The following is a 19,320-nucleotide window of genomic DNA, read 5'->3' as shown; positions in this document are numbered from 1 at the left end:
CAGGGAGGTCGATTCCGGTTGGCGACGCCCGGGACCACATGACGGTCCGTGACGATGTCCGTCGTCGAGGTGGTCCGGACGCGGGCAGTGCCGCTCACAGAGAAGACCCAGAGATACCCGCGGTGGTGCGTGCGCGTGACCACGCTGACGATGGATATTGCCGCAGCGGTGCCACGAGGAGGATGCCGACCATGACCGCGAACATGAGCCAGGACGTGAACGGCTTCGCCGAGCTCGAGCTGCGGCCTGAGCTCGTCAAGGCCCTGACCCGGCTGGGTTACGAGGAGCCGACGCCGATCCAGCGCCTGGCCATCCCGCCGCTGCTGGCGGGCCGTGACCTCGTCGGCCAGGCCGCCACGGGTACGGGCAAGACGGCCGCGTTCTCGCTGCCCGTGCTCCAGCGCATCCCGTGGCCGCGCACCGAGGCCGACCCCTTCGCGTTGGTGCTGGTGCCGACCAGGGAGCTGGCCGTCCAGGTGTCCGAGGCCACGCACCGGTACGGGCATGACCTCGGCGCACGTGTCGTCCCCGTCTACGGCGGTCAGCCGATCGGGCGCCAGCTCGGGTCGCTGCGTCGTGGTGTCGACGTGGTCGTCGGCACCCCCGGGCGCGTGCTCGACCACATCGCACGGGGCACGCTCCGCCTCGGGAGCCTCGCGATGGTGGTGCTCGACGAGGCCGACGAGATGCTCGACATGGGCTTCGCCGAGGACATCGAGGCGATCCTCCAGGAGACCCCGGAGAACCGGCAGACCCTGCTGTTCTCCGCGACCATGCCCGCCAGGATCAACGGCATGGTCCGCCGCCACCTGCGTGAGCCGGACCGGATCGAGCTGGGCAAGGCGGAGTCCACCAAGGACGACGTCGCCCTCGTGCGCCAGAGCGCCTACGTCGTGCCGCGCGGGCACAAGCCCGCCGCACTCGGTCGGGTGCTGGACATCGAGGCGCCGACGGCCGCGGTGGTGTTCTGCCGCACCCGTGAGGCGGTCGACCAGCTCACCGAGCAGCTGAACGGGCGTGGCTACCGCGCCGAGGGACTGCACGGCGGCATGGACCAGGGGCAGCGTGACCGTGTCGTCGGGCGCCTGCGGACCGGCACGCTGGACCTCGTCGTGGCCACCGACCTCGCGGCGAGGGGCCTCGACATCGAGCAGCTCACCCACGTCGTCAACTACGACGTGCCGAGCGCGCCCGAGTCCTACGTGCACCGGGTCGGCCGGGTGGGTCGCGCGGGGCGCGAGGGGGTGGCCATCACGCTGGCCGAGCCCCGCGAGCTGCGGATGATCAAGACGATCGAGCGGGTGACCGGCAGGCGCATTCCCGTCCAGACACTGCCGACCGTCGCCGACCTGCGTTCCCGCCGGCTGGAGCTGACCCGCGCCGCCCTCCGGGAGAGCCTCCTCGAGGACGGCCTGGAGCGGTTCCGTGCCGTGGTGGAGCCCCTCGCCGAGGAGTTCGACCTCGTCGAGGTCGCGCTCGCCGCGGTCAAGCTGGCGCACGAGGCCAGCGGCGCCGCCAACGACGAGGAGGACATCCCCGAGGTCGCGCCGGTGGACCCGGACGACCGCGCGGGCCGGCGCTCCCCCGGTGGCCGCGACCGGCGGGGTGGCAAGCCCGTCCGCGAGGGCATGACCCGCCTCTACGTGGGCACCGGGCGTTCGGCGGGCATCCGACCGCAGGACCTCGTCGGTGCGATCGCGGGCGAGTCCCGGCTCACCGGCCGAGACATCGGCGCGATCGAGATCGCCGACCGCTTCTCGCTGGTGGAGGTGCCGGAGACCGCGGCGGACGAGGTCATCGCCGCGCTCAAGGGCAGCAGCATCAAGGGGCGGCGGGCGATCGTCCGCAGGGAGCGTTACCAGTCCTCGCCCCGGACGAAGCCGCGCCGGGGCTGATCCCTCCGGAGGCCGGTCACGCCACCGACGACCGCAGCCAGTCGTCGATGGCCTGCGCGGTGCTGGCGGCATGGTCGGCGACCATGGAGAAGTGGTCGCCCGGCACCGTGATCGCCGTGTGGGGCAGGGGCCACCGGCGCTCGTTGCCGTCCGGGTGGGCCACCAGCGTCGGACTGGCGAGGGGCTGGGACGACCAGTCCGCGAGCATGCCGACGTAGGCGGCGGCGGTCGACACCCGGACGGGAGTGACCTCCAGGTCGCTGCGGTTCATGACCTCGGTGGCCAGGGCGGGCGGGACGTCGTAGGCCAGGTGGGGGTCTATCAGTACCAGTGCGTCCACCGGGTGTCCCCGCTCGGCCATCCCCTCGGCCAGCGCGTGTGCGAGCGGGGACCCGGAACAGCGAGCCATGATCACGCACGGCCCGCCCGCGGTCAGCGCGACGCACGCGGTGACCCAGGCGTCGACCAGCACGGACAGGTTCGCCGGGAGCGGGCTGCCGTCCAAACCGGGCAGGTTCGTCGTCCACATCGCGCGCCGCCCGGCGAAGTGGGCCGCGAGCGGCACGTACAGGTCCCATTCGTGCACGGCGAAAAGGGACGGCAGGCACAGGATCGGCGGCTCGTCGGAGCCGTGGACCAGCTGCCGCCAGGGTGCCACCGTCAGGTCGGCGCCGCGGTGGGCGGTGGCGCGGCCCTCGGCGAAGCCGCTCAGGCGCCGCGTGCCCTCCTCGGTGGGCCCGGCCTGCCAGGCGTCGTACAGAGCGGCGACGAGGTCGGTGTTCGGCGCGGCGGCGGGCGACAGGAGCGTGTCGAGGTGGCGGGCCAGCGCGGTCGGCGTGGGATGGTCGAAGACCGCGGTGGTGGCGAGCCGGACACCGCTGGCGTTGGTGATCCTCGTGCGCAGCTCGACCGAGCCCAGGGAGTCGAAACCCAGGTCGCGGAAGCGCCGGTCGGCGGGGACGGCGTCGGGGCCGGGATGTCCCAGTACCGCCGCGGCCTCGGTACGGACCAGGGTCAGCAGTGCCGGGAGCCGTTCGGCCGCCGGCAGCGTCGAGAGCCGGGTGCGGTCGGCGTTCGAGCCCTTCGCGCCCGACCTCGTGTGTCCACTTCGGACCACGTCGGCGAGCAGCTCGTGTGGGGCGTGCGACGAGGTGGCCGAGACGGCGGTGACGGCAACGTGCGGCTGGTCGATGACGAGCGCGGTGTCGAACGCGGCCAGGGCCTGTTTCGTGGTGAGCGGGAACAGGCCGTGGCGGGCGAGTCGCGTGTGGTCGGTGGCCTGCAGGTGCGCGGTCAGCCCGCTGGTTTCCTGCCACAGCCCCCAGGACAGTGCCGTCGCGGGTAGTCCGAGCCCCCGGCGGTGGTGGGCGAGCGCGTCGAGGAAGGTGTTGGCCGCCGCGTAGTTCGCCTGGCCTGCCGTGCCGATCACCCCGGCCATGCTGGAGTAGAGGACGAACGCGTCCAGGTCGGTGTCACGGGTGAGGTCGTGCAGGTGCCACGCCGCGTCCGCCTTCGCACGCAGCACCCGCCGCAGCCGGTCCTCGTCCAGGTCCGTGACGGGTGCGTCGTCCAGCGCGCCCGCCGCGTGGACGATCGCGGTCAGTGGGTGGCGTGCGGGGATGGCGGCGAGCACGTCGGCCAGCGCGGCGCGGTCGCCGACGTCGCAGGCCGCGAAGGTGATGTCCGCGGCGAGTTCCGTCACTAGTTCACGGGCGCCCGGTGCGTCACCGCCCTGGCGGCTCACCAGCACCAGGTGGCGGATGCCGTGGCGGGTCACGAGATGGCGCGCCAGCAGTGTGCCCAGCGTGCCGGTGCCGCCGGTGATCAGGACCGTGCCGTCCCGACGCAGTGCGGGCGGCTGGGTGAGGACGAGCTTGCCGGTGCTGCGACCCTGGCTCAGGTGACGCAGGGCCTGCCGCGCCTGGCGGATGCTGAACGACCGGACCGGCAGCGGGGGAAGTGTCCCGTCGCCGAGCAGGTCTGTGATGAGCCCCAGCATCCGGCCGCGGTCGGGGATCTCGCGGATGTCGAGGGTGCTGTACCGGACCCCCGGGTGACGCGTCGCCACCTCGTCGGGGACGCGGAGGTCCGTCGCGCCGATCTCCACGTACCGGCCGCCGTCGCGGAGCAGGCGCAGGGACGCGTCGACGAACTCACCGGAAAGGCTGCCCAGCACCACGTCGAATCCCGCACCACCGGTCGCGGCGCGCAGGTCGTGTTCGAACGCGAGGGTGCGGGAGTCGGCGATGCGGTCCGGCCGGACGCCCATGTCGGCGACGAGAGACCGTTTCCCCTCACTGGCCGTGGCGTGGACGTGGGCGCCGAGCGCCTGGGCCAGACGCACGGCGGCCGTGCCGACACCGCCCGCCGCCGCGTGCACGAGGACGTTGTCGCCCGCCTTCAGTCCCGCCTGCTCGACCAGCGCGCAGTAGGCGGTGAGGTAGGCGGAGGTGATGCCGACGCCACGGTTCGTGTTCCAGTGCTCGGGGAGGCGGACGACGTCGCGGCGGTCGGCGTCGACGACGGTGGCGTAGCCGCCGCCCGAGGTCAGCCCCGCCTCGACGCGGTCGCCAGGCACCAGGTCGGTCACGCCGTCACCGACCGCGACGACGGTGCCCGTCACCTCGAAGCCGATGGCGGTCCCCTCGACCATGCCGAGTGACACCACGGCGTCGCGGAAGTTCATGCCCGACTGACGCACGTCGACGCGGACCTCACCGGGGCGGACGGGCCGGTCGGTGTCCGTCAGCGGGACCGGCCTGATGCTGTCCAGGGTCCCGGCGGCTGGGGGCGTCAGCACCCACGGCGTGTCGGGCAGGGTGAGCCCGTCGTCGTCGTGCGCGGCGACGAGGCGTGGGACCAGGACCTGCTCGCCACGCAGCGCGACGTGGGCGTGCCCTGCGTCGAGCAACGCCGCGAGCACGGCACGGTCCGGCGTGCCGGTGTCGGTCTCCACCAGGACGATGCGGTCCGGGTGCTCGCTCTGCGCCGAGCGGACCATGCCCGCGCACGCGGCGCCTGCGAGGTCGTCGACGGTGTCGCCGAACACGCAGCTGTGCGCACCGCGGGTCAGGACGAGCAGGCGTGTGTCGGACAGGTCGTCGCGGTCGAGGAACGCGCGCAGGTCGGCGAGTACGCGCGAGAGGGTGGCCTGGAGCCGGGCCGGGCCGGTCATCCGGGAACCGGTACGCAGGTCGAGGACGAGCACCGCGGGAGGACGGTCGAACGAGCGCGTGGCAGGGGAACCCTCGTCGAGGTACGCCCATTCCCCTTGTGGCTCAACGGGGTCCGGTGTCGACACCGGTCGCCACACCGGCACGAAGACGGTGGCGTCCGCCGCGGTGACCGCGGCACGCAGCTGGTGCCCGGCCGCGGGGCGCAGGCGCAGTTCGTCCAGCCGCACGACGGCATTGCCGTCGATGTCCGTCGCCTCGACGCGGAAGGCGTCGCGGCCCGTCGGGGTGAGCACGGCACGCAACGCGGTGGCGCCTGCCGCGAGGACCTCGACCGAGCCGATCGAGTACGGCAGCATCGTGCGCCCGGACGACTCGGCCGTCGGCAGGGCGTGCAGCAGCGCGTCGAGTAGCGCGGGATGCACGGTGAAGCCGTCGTCGCGGACCGCCAGCCGGGCCTCGGTGAAGCCGGTGGCGCCCTCGCGCCAGGCGCCGGTCAGGTTCCGGAAGTCGGGGCCGTAGTGGTAGCCGCGTTCGGCGAGCTCCCGGTAGCACTCCGCCACGTCGACGACATCCGCGCCCTCGGGTGGCCACGGCACGCGGGCCGGAGGAGAGGTCTTCCCCGGCCTGACGGTCACCGCCTCGGCGTGCCGGACCCAGGGCCCGATGCCGTTGTGGCTGCGGGAGTACAGCGTGATGCCGGCACCCTCGCCACTGTCGGCGGCACAGTGCACCTGCAGGTCCACGGCACCGTCCGGCACGACCAGCGGGGCGAAGAAGGTGACGTCGCCGACCGGTCCTTCGTGCCCGGCGCGGGCCGCGGCGTGCACCAGCAGCTCGACCATGCCGGTGGCGGGCAACAGGGTCACGCCGTGCACGGCATGGCCGGCGAGCCACGGGTGGTCCTCGATGGACAGTCGCCCGGTCAGCAGGGTCGCGCCGTCCGGCAGGTCGGTGGACGCCCTCAGGAACGGATGTCGCGCACCCCGCAGCCCCGCCGAGGCCAGCCCGGTGTCGTCGGCGGGTTCGGGCCAGTAGCGCTGACGCTCGAAACGGTACGTGGGGAGGTCGACCTCGTCGCCGGGGCACACGACCTCCCGGTCCCACTCGAGCCCACCGACGTGCGCGGCGGCGAGAGACCGCGAGAGGTCCGCGATCCCGCCGTCGTCACGGTGGACGGTGCCGACGACACAGGTCTCGACCGCGGTGTCGGCGAGGATGTCGGTCAGCGCGCCGGTCAGCACGGTGTGCGGGGAGACCTCGACGAAGTGCCGGAACCCGGCCTCGACGGCGTGCCGCACGGCCGGCTCGAAGAGGACCGGCTGGCGCAGGTTCTGGTACCAGTACTCGGCACCCAGCCGGTCCGCCTCGTCGACCGGCTCACCGGTGACCGTGGAGAACATGGGGACGGCGGGCGGCTTGGCGGGCGTGCCTGCCAGCTCGCGGACCAGGTCCTCGCGGAGGCCCTCGACGTGGTGGCTGTGGGACGCGTAGTCCACCGGGACGCCCCTGGCCCAGATCCCCTCGGCCTCGCACACCTCCAGCAGCTCCCGCACGGCGTGGTCGTCGCCCGCGGCCACGGTGGCGGCGGGGCCGTTCACGACCGCGACCTGAAGGCGTCCCGGCCAGCGTGCCAGCAGCGCGGCGGCCTTCACCGCGGGCAGGCCGAGCGCCACCATCGACCCGCGTCCCGCGACCGAGCGCAGCAGCCTGCTGCGGCACGCGACCACCCTGGCCGCGTCCGGCAGGCTCAACGCGCCCGCGACGTACGCGGCGGCGATCTCCCCCTGGCTGTGCCCGATCACCGCGGCCGGGTGCACGCCGTGCTCGCGCCACACCTCGGCCAGCGCCGTGTACATGGTGAACAGCGCGGGCTGCACGATGTCGGGGGTCTCGAGCGGCCGGGTGCCGTCCCGCACGACGTCGGTGACGTCGAAGCCGGTCCACGGGCGCAGCGCCGCGGCGCACTCGGCCACGGTCGAGGCGAAGACGGGCGACTCGGCGAGCAGCCGTGCCCCCATCCCCTGCCACTGCGCGCCCTGTCCGGGGAACACGAACACCGGGCCCTGTCCCTCGACCGCACGCCCGCGAACCACCTCGGGCCCGGTCCCGCCTGCCGCCAGGGCGTCGAGACCGGCCACGAGCGCGGCGCGGTCCGCACCGACCACGACGGCACGGTCGGTCAGGGGGCTGCGGGTGCCTGCCAGGGAGTGGGCGACCGCGTCGGCGTCGAGGTCGCCGGCCCGGACGTGTGCGGCCAGCGCCCCGGCCTGTGCGGGCAGCGCGGACGACCTCGCCGCGGACAGTGCCCACAGCCGCGGCGTGCGTGAACCACCGGACGCGCGGCGCTCCTGCTCGGCCGCCTCCTCCACCACGACGTGCGCGTTGGTGCCGGTGATCCCGTACGCGCATACCCCGGCCCGCCGCGGCCGCGCGGTCCTCGGCCACGGGCGGGCCTCCCGCAGCAACCGCATCCGGCCGTCCGACCAGTCCACCGCGGTCGTCGGCCGCGCGGCGTGCAGGGTGGCGGGCATCCGCTCGTGCTCGAGCGCCAGCACCACCTTCACCAGGCCCGCGAGTCCGGCGGCGGCCTGCGTGTGCCCGATGTTCGACTTGACCGAGCCGACCCACAGCGGCGAGTCGGGCGAGCGGCCGGCCGCGTAGGCGTCGCGAAGGGACCCGGCCTCGATGGGGTCCCCCACCGCGGTCCCCGTCCCGTGTGCCTCGACCAGGTCGACCTCGTGCGCGTGCAGACCGGCGTCCGCGAGGGCCTTCGCGATCACCGTCCGCTGCGCCTGGCCGCTCGGCGCGGTGAAGCTCTCGCTCGCCCCGTCCTCGTTCAGTGCGGAGCCCCGGATCACGGCCCGCACGCGGTGTCCCCGCGCACGGGCGAGGGTCAGCGGCATCAACACCAGTGACGCCACGCCCTCCGCGGGGGCGAACCCGTCGGCGTCCGCCGCGAAGGACTTGCACCGCCCGTCCGAGGTCACCGCGCCCAGCCGCGCGAAGTCGACCACCACGTCGGGCTCGGCCATCACGCACACGCCCGCCGCGACGGCCGTGTCGCACTCCCCCGCCCGCAACGCGCGCACCGCGAGGTGCACCGCGGTCAGCCCGGAGGAACACGCCGTGTCCACCGACAACGCCGGTCCGGCGAGCCCGAGGACGTAGGCGATCCGGCCCGCGGCGCCGCTGGCCGACAGGCCGGTCGGCAGGTAGGCCTCCATCTCCGCGTCCAGCCTGCCCAGCCGCGAGAGGTACCGGCTGGTGCTGATTCCCACGTACACCCCGGTCGCGCTGCCGGACAGCGTGTGCGGCGCGATTCGCGAGTCCTCGACCGCGCGCCACGCGCATTCGAGCAACAACCGGTGCTGCGGGTCCATTGCCGTTGCCTCGCGGGGGCCGATTCCGAAGAATCCGGCGTCGAAGTCCCCGATCTCGTCCAGAAATCCACCGAACCGTACATATGTCGCACCGACGGCGCCTTTGTCGTGTGACGTCAACCGCGCCAGGTCCCAGCCACGGTCGCCGGGCAGTCCGGCGCGGGAGGACAGTCCCTCGTCGAGGAACTTCCAGTAGGAGGCGGGGGAATCACAACCACCAGGGAAGCGGCAATCCAGTCCGACGATCGCGATTGGCTCCTGGACGGGTGATTCCACGTAGTACTCCAGACAATAGAGTGAACGCCATGCAAATATGCATTATTGGCCACGTATTGACCGACCGGCCTCATCGCACAGGTATCCTGCTACAGCCGCATCAGCAGCGCCAAACCAGATCGAATGATTCACCCGCACGTGTCACGAAGCCGCCCGGAATGCTACGTGAACGACGACTTGTGCAATTCCCCAGTTGATCACAGGAGTGGCGGGGTTGGGCCCGGGGACCCCCGGGTAACCGGTCGCGGTCAGGACACGAGGTCGCGGGGAGGACAGCGATGAGAGCCGTCACATGGCAGGGCAGGCGGGACGTGCGGGTCGAGACCGTGCCCGACCCGAAGATCACCGAGCCGACCGACGCCGTGATCAGGGTGACCTCCACCGGCATCTGCGGCTCGGACCTGCACCTGTACGAGGTGCTCGGGTCGTTCATCGACCCGGGTGACGTGCTCGGCCACGAGCCGATGGGCGTGGTCGAGGAGGTGGGCGCCGAGGTGCACCACATCAGGCCGGGCGACCGGGTGGTGGTGCCGTTCAACATCTCGTGCGGCCACTGTTTCATGTGTGCGCAAGGACTGCAGTCGCAGTGCGAGACGACCCAGGTGCGGGACAGGGGCAAGGGCGCGGCGCTGCTCGGCTACACCAAGCTGTACGGGCAGGTGCCGGGCGGCCAGGCGGAGTACCTCCGCGTGCCGCAGGCGCACTACGGCCCGGTCAAGGTTCCCGAAGGACCGCCGGACGAGCGGTTCGTGTACCTGTCGGACGTGGTGCCAACGGCGTGGCAGGCGGTGCGGTACGCGGCGGTCCCCGACGGCGGCTCGGTCGCGGTGTTCGGCCTCGGGCCGATCGGCCAGATGGCGTGCCGGATCGCCAGGCACCTCGGCGCCGGACAGGTGATCGGTGTCGACCTGGTACCCGAACGCATCGCGCTGGCCGCGAGGTACGGCGTGACCACGGTCGACCTCCGTGACCACACCGACCCGGCGGCCACCATCAGGGACCTCACCGACGGCAGGGGCACGGACTCGGTGATCGACGCCGTGGGGATGGAGGCGCACGGGTCGCCGGGCGGGCGGATGGCACAGCAGCTCACGACCCTGCTGCCCAAGGCGGTCGCCGCGAAGATGACCGAGAAGGCGGGGGTCGACCGGCTCGGCGCGCTGCTGGCCTCGATCGACACGGTCCGGCGCGGCGGCACGGTGTCACTGTCCGGTGTGTACGGCGGGATGATCGACCCGATCCCGATGATGGAGCTGTTCGACAAGCAGCTCCAGCTGCGGATGGGCCAGGCGAACGTGCGGCGCTGGATCGACGACATCCTGCCGCTCGTCACCGGCGACGACGACCCGCTCGGCACCGAGGACCTCGCGACCCACCAGCTGCCGCTCGCCGACGCGGCGCGCGGGTACGAGATCTTCCAGCAGAAGCGGGACGGCGCCATCAAGGTACTGCTCAAGCCGTGACCGCCCCGGTGCTCCCCTGCGCGATTCGTTCAAGACCCGTGGTCGCGCGGCACATACCGTCGACCCGACTCAGGGAGCGAGGAGGGACATGAGCAAGGTCTTCAGCGCCCACGCCGTCTCGGTGGACGGCTACATCAGTGGCCGCACCCCGGACGGCGCCGAGGAGTTCGGGCGCGGTCTCGGTGACGCGCCCGTGCTCTTCGACTGGTACCTGGACGGGGACACGGAGAGCCGGGTGTTCGACGGGTTCAGGCTGAGCGAGCCGAGCGCCCGGTTCTTCGACACCATCGCGGCACGGGTGGGGGCGACGGTCGCGGGACGCACCACCTACGAGCACTCCAGCCACTGGGGAGGCGGCGGGCCCCATCCCACGGCGCCGCTCTTCGTCGTCAGCCACCGGCCGGCACCCGAGATCAGCGCGACCCAGACCCTGGTCACCACGGGCATCGAGGACGCGGTCGCGGCGGCACGCGAGGCGGCCGGGGACAGGGACGTCTCCGTCATGGGCGGCGGTGCGCTGACCTCCGCACTGGCAGCAGGCCTGGTCGACGAGGTGGTCCTCCACCAGGTCCCCGTCCTGCTCGGCGGCGGACGGCCCTTCTTCCAGGCGGTCCCGGAGCACGTGCGCCTCCGCCTGGTCGAGGCCGTCCCGGCACCGGGCGTGACCCACCTCCACTACGAGGTGGTCCGTTGATCCTGGTCACCGGCGGGCTGGGGATGATCGGCGCCCACACCGCCCGCGCGCTCACCGACCTCGGGCAGGAGGTCGTCGTCACGGCCCACCACCGGACCGGGGTCCCGTCGTTCCTCGCGGGGTTCGACGTCGCCGAGGCGGTCGCCGACTACGTCGCGTGGCGCGCCGACAACCACCGCTGATGGAGCACCCACATGCTTGACACCGACGTGCGCCGCGTTCTCGACGGCACCTCGATCGCCCACCTCGCCACCGTCCTGCCGGACGGCTCGCCCCACGCCACTCCCGTCTACGTCGGCACCCACGGCGACCGGGCCGTCTTCTTCACCGGTCCCGGTGCGCGCAAGGCGCGGAACCTGCGCCGCGACCCCAGGGTGGCGCTGTCCATCGCGCCTGCCGACAACCCCTACGAGCCGGTCGTCATCCGGGGCCGGGTCGTCGAGTGGCTCGAGGGTGACCTCGCGTGGGAGATCGTCGACCGGCTCGCCACGAAGTACACCGGCTCGCCCTATCCCCGCGGCCAGGAGCGTGTCGTGGCCGTGATCGAGCCGGAACGACAGACGGTCGGCGTCGGCTGACTCTTATTGCAAACTTATTGCAATTGCAGGTTGGGTGCATCAGACTGACGCAATGCCGCGCCTGTTACCCCTGCCGGGCCCTCAGCGAGTCATCGCCGTCTCGAACCTGGTCAACACGGTCGGCAGCGGCATCTACCTCACCGCGGGCGTCCTGTACTTCACACAGGCCGCCCACCTGCCGGCGGGCGAGGTGGGCCTGGGGCTCGGCATCGCGGGAGTCGTCTCGCTCGCCGCCGGGATCGGGGTCGGGCACCTGGCGGACCGGCGCAGCGCACGCGGGGTCTACGCGGCCACCCTCGTCGTCCGGGGGCTGGGCACGGCAGGCTTCCTGCTGGCCGACACCTTCTGGCCGTTCGTCGTCGCGGTGTGCGCGGCGACCGGCGCGCACACCGCGGGCCAGGCCGCACGCGCGCCGATCATCCGCGCCCACGGCGGCGAGCGGCCCAGCGAGTTCCGCGCCTACCTGCGTGCACTGACCAACATCGGCATCTCCGTCGGCGCCCTGCTCGCGGGCTGGGCCGTCCAGACCGGCACACACCAGGCCTACGACCTCCTGGTCGTCGGCAACGCCGTCTCCTGCGCCGCGTCGGCCGTGTTCCTGGTGCGGCTGCCGCCGGTCGCCCCCGTCCCGGCGGCGGGTGGACCGCGCTGGGTCGCCCTCCGCGATCTCCCCTACCTGGCGGTCACCGCACTGGACGGGGTCATGTCGATCCAGTTCAAGGTGCTCACGGTCGCCCTGCCGCTCTGGCTGATCGGGATGACCACCGCCCCGCGCTGGCTCATCTCCGCGACCATGCTGGTCAACACCGCGATCGTCATCGCCTTCCAGGTACGTGCCAGCCGCGGCGTCGACACCCCGTCGGCGGGCGGTCGCGCCTACCGACGCTCGGGCGTGGCGTTCCTCGTCTCGTGCTCGCTGATCTCCCTCACCGCGGGTGTGCCCGCCTGGGTCGCCGCGGCGCTGATGCTGACCGCGGTGGTGGTCCACGCGACCGGCGAGCTGTGGCACTCGGCCGCGGGCTTCGAGGTCTCCTTCGCACTCGCCCCCGACCACGCGACCGGCCAGTACCTCGGCATCTTCGGCCTCGGGCTCGGCCTCGCCGAGACACTCGGACCCGGCCTGCTGATCGCACTGTGCATCACCTGGGGCCAGCCAGGCTGGTACGTCATGGGCGCGTTGTTCACCGTCACCGGGGTCGTCGCGCAGGTCGCCGTCCGCCGGGCCGAGCACCACAGGCCGACCCCGCCGCGCAACCCGGCTCCCGGCTCCCTGGCCGGTGCGCACGACTACCCCGGTCCGACACCCACCGGCACGGCGTCCCCCGCGATCAGCGACCCAGCAGCGGCAGGGACCAGCTCATGCACACGGTCGTGCCACCCACCCGAGGGGTCAGCTCGAACCGGGACGACAGCTTCTCCATGATCATGAGCCCCCGCCCCCGCAGCGACATCGGGCCCGGCGTGGTGGCGTGCGGCTTCCAGCGACCGTGGTCGGTGACGGTGACCGTGACCAGGTCGCGCTCGCTCGCCGCGTGGAGGTCGAACTCGCCCGTGCCGTCGGGGTAGGCGTGGTCGACCACGTTGGCCATCGCCTCGTAGGTCGCGAGCCCGACGTCGTCGACCTGCTCCTCGGACAGCCCCGCCTGGGTGCCCCAGCGGACGAGCCGCTGACGCACGCCGGTGAGCCTGCCGACGACGGCGGGGATGCCGGGCAGCCACAGGTCCGGGACCGTGCGATGGCCGAGGCCACCGCCCGACGCACGTGCACCGCGAAGATCGCCTTCGTCCACGTTCACCTCATCGCGGAAATGCGCGGCATGGTCACGCGGGACTACCCGTCACGGGCGCGGGCCAAACGGACATCGGCGCGATTGTGGACTGCTTCACCGGGACGGGTGATGCCCCGGTGTCACGAGAGGGCCTCGTCCACGCTGGAGAACACGGAAAGCACCTGGTCCAGGGCCGTCGCCTCGATCGGCCGCCGCACGGCACGGTTGTCCGCGACGATCCTGACCGCGGTGTCCGGCGCCGCGCCTTCCTGCGCCTCCACGAGTGCCGACAGCCCCACCGAGCTGAAGAAGGACACGCCGTGGAGATCGAGGACGAGCACCGGCGGCGCGGTCTTGAGACAGCGGGTGATCTCCTCGCGGAACTCGGCGGCCGTGCCGTGGTCCACCTCGCCGGACACGGCCAGCACCTCCGCGTCACCTCTTCGGTACACGCGGATGCCGAGTTGTCCGAGGGTCGGGTTCGGGGTGTCGAGCGGTACAGGTGCCATGGGGTTCACGCCCGTCCATACGGGGTCGCCGCTGTCCGATCCGGCCATAGGTGATGGCTGCCTCTCCCTCGCCGGCCGCGGTCGCGTCCCTTCACTGAGCATGTTAGTGCTGTCGTGGCCCGGGTGGACACACCACTGGCCGACAACCACCACATTTCGACACTAGACAGTTACTCAACGAAGTCACGGGCCTCGTTCGAGCCTCACGGGGGTGCCGGAGCGCCCCGAAAGTGTTTCGCCGGTTCGTGCGGCATCACCCAGGCGCGGTGTGCGAAGACCTGATCGACATCTGTTCCCGCCGTGTCCGTTTTCCCCGCTATTGTCTGCATGATGGAGCGCACACCGGCCGCCGCGACGCGCACGCGGGGCGATCGTCGGTCAGCCTTCGACCGGTTCGTCGAGTGGGCCCACCTGCGGGCCAGCCAGGCCCCGATGTTCGTGACCTGTATGGCCGTCATCGTGCTGTGGTTGGTCAGCCTGCCGATGTGGTCGGACCTCAAGGAGTGGCAGGCGGTCATCCACACCGTGGCCGCCGTGGTCACGCTGCTGCTGGTCGTGCTGTTGGAGAACGCGTCCCGCCGCGCGGACGAGGCCATGCAGGAGAAGGTCAACGTCCTCGCCGAGGCGTTGGCGGCGCTGATGACGTCGTCCGCCGCCGACGACCCCGAGCTGCGGGAGGCGGTCAGGACCCTCCGCGACGCGGTCGGCCTCGAGGAGCGCCACTAGACCGCCAGAGCCTGTCGGTGCCGGAGCCCTGCCGGTGCCGGAGGGACGTCGCCGTTCACCAGGTGCACGCCGACCGTACTGAAGGCGTCCTTCAGTACGGTCGCTGGGCTGGATGCGGCGCCTGGGGCGTCGGGATCCGGGAGAAGTACGCGGTCAGTGTGGTGCCGTGCGGTGTGGGACGGACGTCCACGTGCCGCGCCAGCGCCCTGATCAGCCGCAGGCCGCGGCCGCGGTTGCTGGCGGGGTCGGGTGTCGCGGGCTTCCACGAGCCGTGGTCGATGACCGAGACCGACACGAAGTCCGGGTGGACGACGATGTCGAGGTCCATCGTCCCCGGCTCGGCCGGGAGTCGGTAGGCGTGCTCGACGGAGTTGGCGAGTGCCTCGTCGGCCGCGAGCACGATGTCGGCGCGCAGTGGTGCCGGGATGTCCTGGCGAGTGAGCCAGCGACGCATCCGATCACGCAGGCGTGGCAGCTGCTCACGGTGTGCCAGCACCGTGGCTGCCAGGTGACTCTGATCGGGGTAGCTCACAGGAGCTGGATGCCCCAACAGGTGGAGTTCACTCACGAACCCCGCAATATTCACATTCACAAACGGTTCGGAGGTTTGCTGCATCTCACGACGGGGTAGCTCCTCGGCAGTGATGGTCCGCGACTCGCGGCGACGGCCGATTCCGGTCGGTCACCCAAGTTCGGAAGGTGTGGCGTTCATGATTGTGCTTGGTGTAATTCTGCTGATCATCGGGTTCTTAGCGAATATCTCGATCCTCTGGACCATTGGGATCATCCTGGTAGTGGTCGGTGCGGTGCTGGCGCTGGTCGGCCGCACGGGTCGCAAGGTCGGTGGCCGGTCGCACTGGTACTGAGCACCAGGATTTCGTGCCTTTGACTGACCGAGGGCCGGGTAAGCGCTGTTCCGGCAGCGCGTGCCCGGCCCTCGGTCTGTCCACAGGGGTCACGCGCCGTCCAGACGCGGGTAGAGCACCTCCTCCACCAACAGCAGCAGGGCCGCGGCGATGGGGATCGCGACCAGCGCTCCCACGACGCCGAGCAGTGTGCCGCCGACCAGTACCGCGACGACCGTCAGCAGTGCGGGCACCTTCACGGTGCTGCCGATGATCTTCGGGACCAGGAGGTAGTCCTCGGTGAACCGGTAGACCAGTACGAAGCCGACGGTCGCGAGACAGACCGGTAAGGACACCGTCAGCGCTACCAGGCTCACCAGGATGCCGCCGATCACCGAGCCGACGACCGGGATCAGGTCGAGGACGGCGACGGTGATGGCGAGCAGCACGGCGTAGGGCACCCCGAAGATCAGCAGCCAGATCAGGGTGAGCACTCCGGCGATGACCGAGATCAGCAGGTTGCCGAGCACGTACCCGCCGACCTTCGCGGAGATCTCGTCGCCGATGAGGATCGCCCTCGGTCGGCGTGAGTGCGGGACGAGGCGGTAGAGCCCGGCGCGGATGCGGGGCATCGCCGCCACGAGGTAGATGGTCAGGACAATGAGGACCAGCAGGTTGGTCAGGACCCCGAACACCGCGAGGCCGGCCGAGAACAGCCCGGAACCGCCGCTGAACGAGTCCTCCAGCGCCTGCTGGAGGTGGAAGCGGTCGTTGAGCTGACCGAGCCACGAGTTGTGGTCCTGTGCCTGGCGCAGGTAGTCGGGTGCCTTCGAGACGAGCTGTGTCGTCTGCTCGACGATGACGGGGATCGCCGCCGCGAGGAACCCGCCGATCGCGCCGAACACCGCCACGAACACGACGGTGACCGCGAGCCACCTGGGTAACCGGCGGCCGACGAGCCAGGACACGAGCGGTTCGAGGCCGATCGCGATGAACAGCGCCAGGCCGATGAGGATCAGGATCTCCCGCAACCCCACCAGCATCAGCACCAGGCCGTAGGTCACCGCGACCCCCGCGGCGGCGGCCATGCCGATGAGGAACGGCGACTTGCGGTTGAAGCGTTTACCGATCGCCCCGAACGGCTGGTCGGGCTCACTGATCTGCGCGGCCTCGGCCTCGGCTTCGGCGACCGGGCCTTCCGCCTGGTCGTCGTGGGGCTGGCCGACCAGGTCGTGATGACCGTCAGCGGCGGGGTCCTGGGATGGTGGCGGCATCAGGTCGTCTCTGTTCTGTTGACGCAGCGCCGAACGGGCACTGCTACTCGGGGCCGGATTGCCCCGAGGGAGTGACGTCAAAACTCCGCTCCGTCAGCCGGCTCCGGGATCGGTTGCCAGTGTCACCACTTCCGTCGGCGTGAGGCGGCGACCCTCCTGGCGCAGCGTCCGGTAGGTCTCGGTGCCCAGCGTCGTGAGCAGCTCGGCCTGGCAGCGGTCCGACAGGTCCTGCCACTGGGGGAAGATCCGCGCGCCGGTCTGTTCGGCGATCGCGTCGACGGCGCCGTAGAGCAGTGCGGCACGCCGGTGGTCGGCACGCATGGCCGCCGCGTCGGCGACGTGGGTCAGCTGGTGGACCATGCCCCAGGTGTCGCCGAGCCTGGCGAAGATCCGCACGGACCGGGCGAGCAGGCGGTCACCGCGGCCGGGGTCGCCCAGTACGGCGGCCAGCCTGCCCTGGATGCCCAGCAGCACCGCGAGCGGCCAGTCGGCGCCCCTGGCCTCGACCTCGGGCAGACAGGCGCCGACGAGGTGGTCCGCCTCCGCCAGGCGATCGCGCGCGATCAGGACGTGTGCGTCGCCGATCGCCACACAGCTGTCCACGTGCGGCAGTCCGAACGACCGGGCCTCGTCGAGCAGTGGCACGGCGGCGGCCGGGTTCCCCCGGTAGATCTCGGCGTGCGCCCACGACGGCAGGGTCCACGCGAGCACCACGTCGTCGCCCGTGGCCCTGGCGAGGCGGGCGGCCTCGGTGAAGTGGCCGACCGCTGCCGCGTAGCCGCCGCGCGGGAGCTGTGCCCACCCCGCCACGAACGCAGGCCGCGCACTGTCCGGACTGGACACCTCGGGTGGGAAACCACCGCGCACCACCCAGAAGAACCACATGCCGAAGCACGCCTCGACCAGCTCGTCGACACGGTCGCTCGCGGCGAGCCTGCGCAGGGCGGCGCGGAGGTTGTCCTGCTCGGCGGTGAGCACGTCGAGCCGGGACGCCTGGTCGCCCTCCCACAGTCCCGCTCTGGCGGCCAGGGCGGCGTAGTAGCCGGCGTGCCGGTCGACGGTGGCCTCGCCGTCGAGCTGTTCCTCGGCGAACGCGCGGATCGTCTCCAGCATGCCGAACCGGTCGCCGTCCGCGGTGATCAGGCTGTTGTCGAGCAGCACCTGGTGGCCGTCGAGCACGGCCTCCTCCCCCGCCCCGGTGACGGCGGTGGCCGCGTCGAGCGTCCAGCCGCCCGTGAAGACCGACAGCCGCGCCAGCAGCTCGCGGGCGGGCGGGTCGAGCAGGTCGTGGCTCCACGCCACCGCCCGCCGCAGGGTGCGCTGCCGCTCCGGGGCGTCCCTCGGCCCACCGACCACTGTGGACAGCGGGGCGCCGAGCCGGTCGAGCAGCCGCGCGGGCGGGAGGAGCCGGGTGCGGGCGGCGGCCAGCTCGATCGCGAGCGGGAGGTGGTCGAGCCGGGCACAGATGGCGGCGACCACGCCGGAGTCGGCAGGACCCCCGTTACCCGCCTGGCGGGCGCGGTCGGTGAACAGCTCGGCCGCCGCCGACGGCGCGAGCGCGGGTACCGGGTGGACGTGCTCGCCGCGGATCCGCAGCGGGGCGCGGCTCGTCACGAGCGCGGTCACCGCGGGAGCGTTGGCGAGGAGCCGGGCGAGATCCGGTGCCGCCTCGGTGAGGTGCTCGGCGTTGTCGAGGACGAGCAGCAGCGCGCGGCCGCGGAGGTTGGCGGCCAGCACCTCGCCGATCGGCCTGCTCCCCAGCTCCCGGAGCCCCAGCTCGGTGGCGATGGCGACCAGCACGTCGGCCGGGTCGCGAAGCGGCGCGAGCGGGACGAACACCGCCGCGACGGCGACCCGTTCCGCGACGGCCAGTGCCAGCCGGGTCTTGCCGACGCCGCCGGGGCCGACCAGCGTCACCACGCGTGCCCCGTCGAGCAGGCCGGCGACGGTGTCGATCTCGGTGTCGCGGCCGAGCACGGGCCACGGCGGCACGGGCAGGCGCGACGCATGTGGGGTGATGCCGTCCTCGAGGCCTTCGCGTTCCGCGTCGGTGATGCCGAGTGCGCGGTAGAGGGCGTCGCGGGTGTGCGGGTAGGGGCGGCGGCGGGTGCCGCGTTCGAGCGAGCTGACGGCGTTGGCCGACAGGCCGGCCAGCTCGGCGAGCCGCTCCTGGGTGAGCCCGGCACGTTCACGCAGCCGCCGGAGCGCGACCCCGAACGGGACTCGCACACTCGCGGGTGTGTGAGGACTGTCCATGGTGGCGCGCCGCTCCCCGGGTGAGGCTGTTGTCGCAGGTTAACCCAGCAAGGAGGACACATGACAACCACGACGCGCACCGACCTGGAGATCGTGAGCGGGCTGTACGAGGCGTTCGGCGTCCGCGACCTCGACACGATCCGCGCGGCGATCGCGCCGGACTTCACGATGACCCAGACCGACCGCCTGCCGTGGGGCGGCACCCACCGCGGCCCGGACGGTTTCTTCGGGTTCCTCGGGACGCTCCTGTCGCATCTGGAGCCGACGCTGGAGATCGAGGCCCTCTACGACGCTGGTGACCACATCGTCGAGGTCGGCCACACGACGGGCACGGTGCTGGCCCACGGCAACACCTTCCGCCTGCGGGAGATCCACACGTGGACCCTGCGCGACGGCCTGGTGACGTCCTACCACGTGTACGTCGACACGCCCGCGATGACCGCCGCCCTGCGCGGCGAGACCGTCACGGCGGAGTAGGA

Annotated in this window: 15 protein-coding genes; 9 read left to right on the top strand and 6 right to left on the bottom strand. The window is 72.1% G+C overall.

Going from position 1 to position 19,320, the window contains the following annotated elements; all coding sequences use genetic code 11:
- Window positions 1–191: 191 nt before the first annotated feature.
- Window positions 192–1,895, top strand: a complete 1,704-nt coding sequence (locus CLV71_RS03735; protein WP_133901101.1) for a DEAD/DEAH box helicase — start codon at window positions 192–194, stop codon at window positions 1,893–1,895.
- Between the two features lie 16 nt (window positions 1,896–1,911).
- On the opposite strand, the gene CLV71_RS03730 is transcribed toward CLV71_RS03735, so the two are convergent.
- Entirely contained in the window at window positions 1,912–8,727 is a 6,816-nt protein-coding gene (locus CLV71_RS03730; protein WP_133901100.1) for a type I polyketide synthase, read from the bottom strand.
- A 278-nt stretch (window positions 8,728–9,005) separates the two neighbouring features.
- Between CLV71_RS03730 and CLV71_RS03725 the strand changes: the two genes are divergently transcribed.
- From CLV71_RS03725 to CLV71_RS03705, 5 genes are all read left to right on the top strand, one after another.
- Entirely contained in the window at window positions 9,006–10,190 is a 1,185-nt protein-coding gene (locus CLV71_RS03725) for a zinc-dependent alcohol dehydrogenase (RefSeq protein WP_133901099.1), read from the top strand.
- An 88-nt stretch (window positions 10,191–10,278) separates the two neighbouring features.
- Window positions 10,279–10,884, top strand: a complete 606-nt coding sequence (locus CLV71_RS03720; RefSeq protein WP_133901098.1) for a dihydrofolate reductase family protein — start codon at window positions 10,279–10,281, stop codon at window positions 10,882–10,884.
- On the top strand, window positions 10,881–11,066 hold the full coding sequence (locus tag CLV71_RS03715) for an NAD-dependent epimerase/dehydratase family protein (protein WP_243866203.1): 186 nt from the start codon (window positions 10,881–10,883) through the stop codon (window positions 11,064–11,066). The genes CLV71_RS03720 and CLV71_RS03715 overlap by 4 nt, the downstream gene beginning before the upstream one ends.
- Window positions 11,067–11,078: 12 nt before the next feature.
- A complete protein-coding gene (locus tag CLV71_RS03710; protein ID WP_133901097.1) occupies window positions 11,079–11,462 on the top strand; it encodes a PPOX class F420-dependent oxidoreductase in 384 nt (127 codons plus the stop codon).
- Window positions 11,463–11,514: 52 nt separating this feature from the next.
- Window positions 11,515–12,885, top strand: a complete 1,371-nt coding sequence (locus CLV71_RS03705; RefSeq protein WP_133901096.1) for an MFS transporter — start codon at window positions 11,515–11,517, stop codon at window positions 12,883–12,885.
- Here CLV71_RS03705 and CLV71_RS03700 read toward each other — a convergent pair.
- A complete protein-coding gene (locus tag CLV71_RS03700) occupies window positions 12,791–13,252 on the bottom strand; it encodes an ATP-binding protein (protein ID WP_243866201.1) in 462 nt (153 codons plus the stop codon). The two genes, CLV71_RS03705 and CLV71_RS03700, sit on opposite strands and share 95 nt — an antisense overlap.
- Window positions 13,253–13,371: 119 nt before the next feature.
- Window positions 13,372–13,740 (bottom strand): STAS domain-containing protein, encoded by a 369-nt coding sequence (locus CLV71_RS03695; RefSeq protein ID WP_133901095.1) that lies wholly within the window; start codon window positions 13,738–13,740, stop codon window positions 13,372–13,374.
- Window positions 13,741–14,070: 330 nt separating this feature from the next.
- Here CLV71_RS03695 and CLV71_RS03690 point away from each other — a divergent pair, with 330 nt between their 5' ends.
- Window positions 14,071–14,466, top strand: coding sequence for a low affinity iron permease family protein (locus CLV71_RS03690; protein ID WP_133901094.1), 396 nt, complete (start codon window positions 14,071–14,073; stop codon window positions 14,464–14,466).
- Window positions 14,467–14,557: 91 nt separating this feature from the next.
- On the opposite strand, the gene CLV71_RS03685 is transcribed toward CLV71_RS03690, so the two are convergent.
- On the bottom strand, window positions 14,558–14,998 hold the full coding sequence (locus tag CLV71_RS03685) for an ATP-binding protein (protein ID WP_166663911.1): 441 nt from the start codon (window positions 14,996–14,998) through the stop codon (window positions 14,558–14,560).
- Window positions 14,999–15,176: 178 nt separating this feature from the next.
- Here CLV71_RS03685 and CLV71_RS47460 point away from each other — a divergent pair, with 178 nt between their 5' ends.
- The gene (locus tag CLV71_RS47460; RefSeq protein ID WP_166663910.1) at window positions 15,177–15,332 is read left to right on the top strand and encodes a DUF6131 family protein; all 156 of its coding nucleotides are present in this window, start codon (window positions 15,177–15,179) and stop codon (window positions 15,330–15,332) included.
- An 89-nt stretch (window positions 15,333–15,421) separates the two neighbouring features.
- On the opposite strand, the gene CLV71_RS03680 is transcribed toward CLV71_RS47460, so the two are convergent.
- Window positions 15,422–16,585: an AI-2E family transporter gene (locus tag CLV71_RS03680; RefSeq protein WP_133901092.1), complete on the bottom strand. Its 1,164-nt coding sequence runs from the start codon at window positions 16,583–16,585 to the stop codon at window positions 15,422–15,424.
- 93 nt (window positions 16,586–16,678) lie between these two features.
- On the bottom strand, window positions 16,679–18,814 hold the full coding sequence (locus CLV71_RS03675) for an ATP-binding protein (RefSeq protein ID WP_166663909.1): 2,136 nt from the start codon (window positions 18,812–18,814) through the stop codon (window positions 16,679–16,681).
- Between the two features lie 87 nt (window positions 18,815–18,901).
- On the opposite strand from CLV71_RS03675, the gene CLV71_RS03670 reads away from it, so the two are divergent.
- A complete protein-coding gene (locus CLV71_RS03670; RefSeq protein ID WP_133901090.1) occupies window positions 18,902–19,318 on the top strand; it encodes a nuclear transport factor 2 family protein in 417 nt (138 codons plus the stop codon).
- Window positions 19,319–19,320 lie beyond the last annotated feature (2 nt).

The sequence above is a fragment of the Actinophytocola oryzae genome, from assembly GCF_004364325.1.
In the GTDB taxonomy this organism is placed as follows: domain Bacteria; phylum Actinomycetota; class Actinomycetes; order Mycobacteriales; family Pseudonocardiaceae; genus Actinophytocola; species Actinophytocola oryzae.
This window is presented reverse-complemented; position numbering and strand designations above follow the sequence as displayed.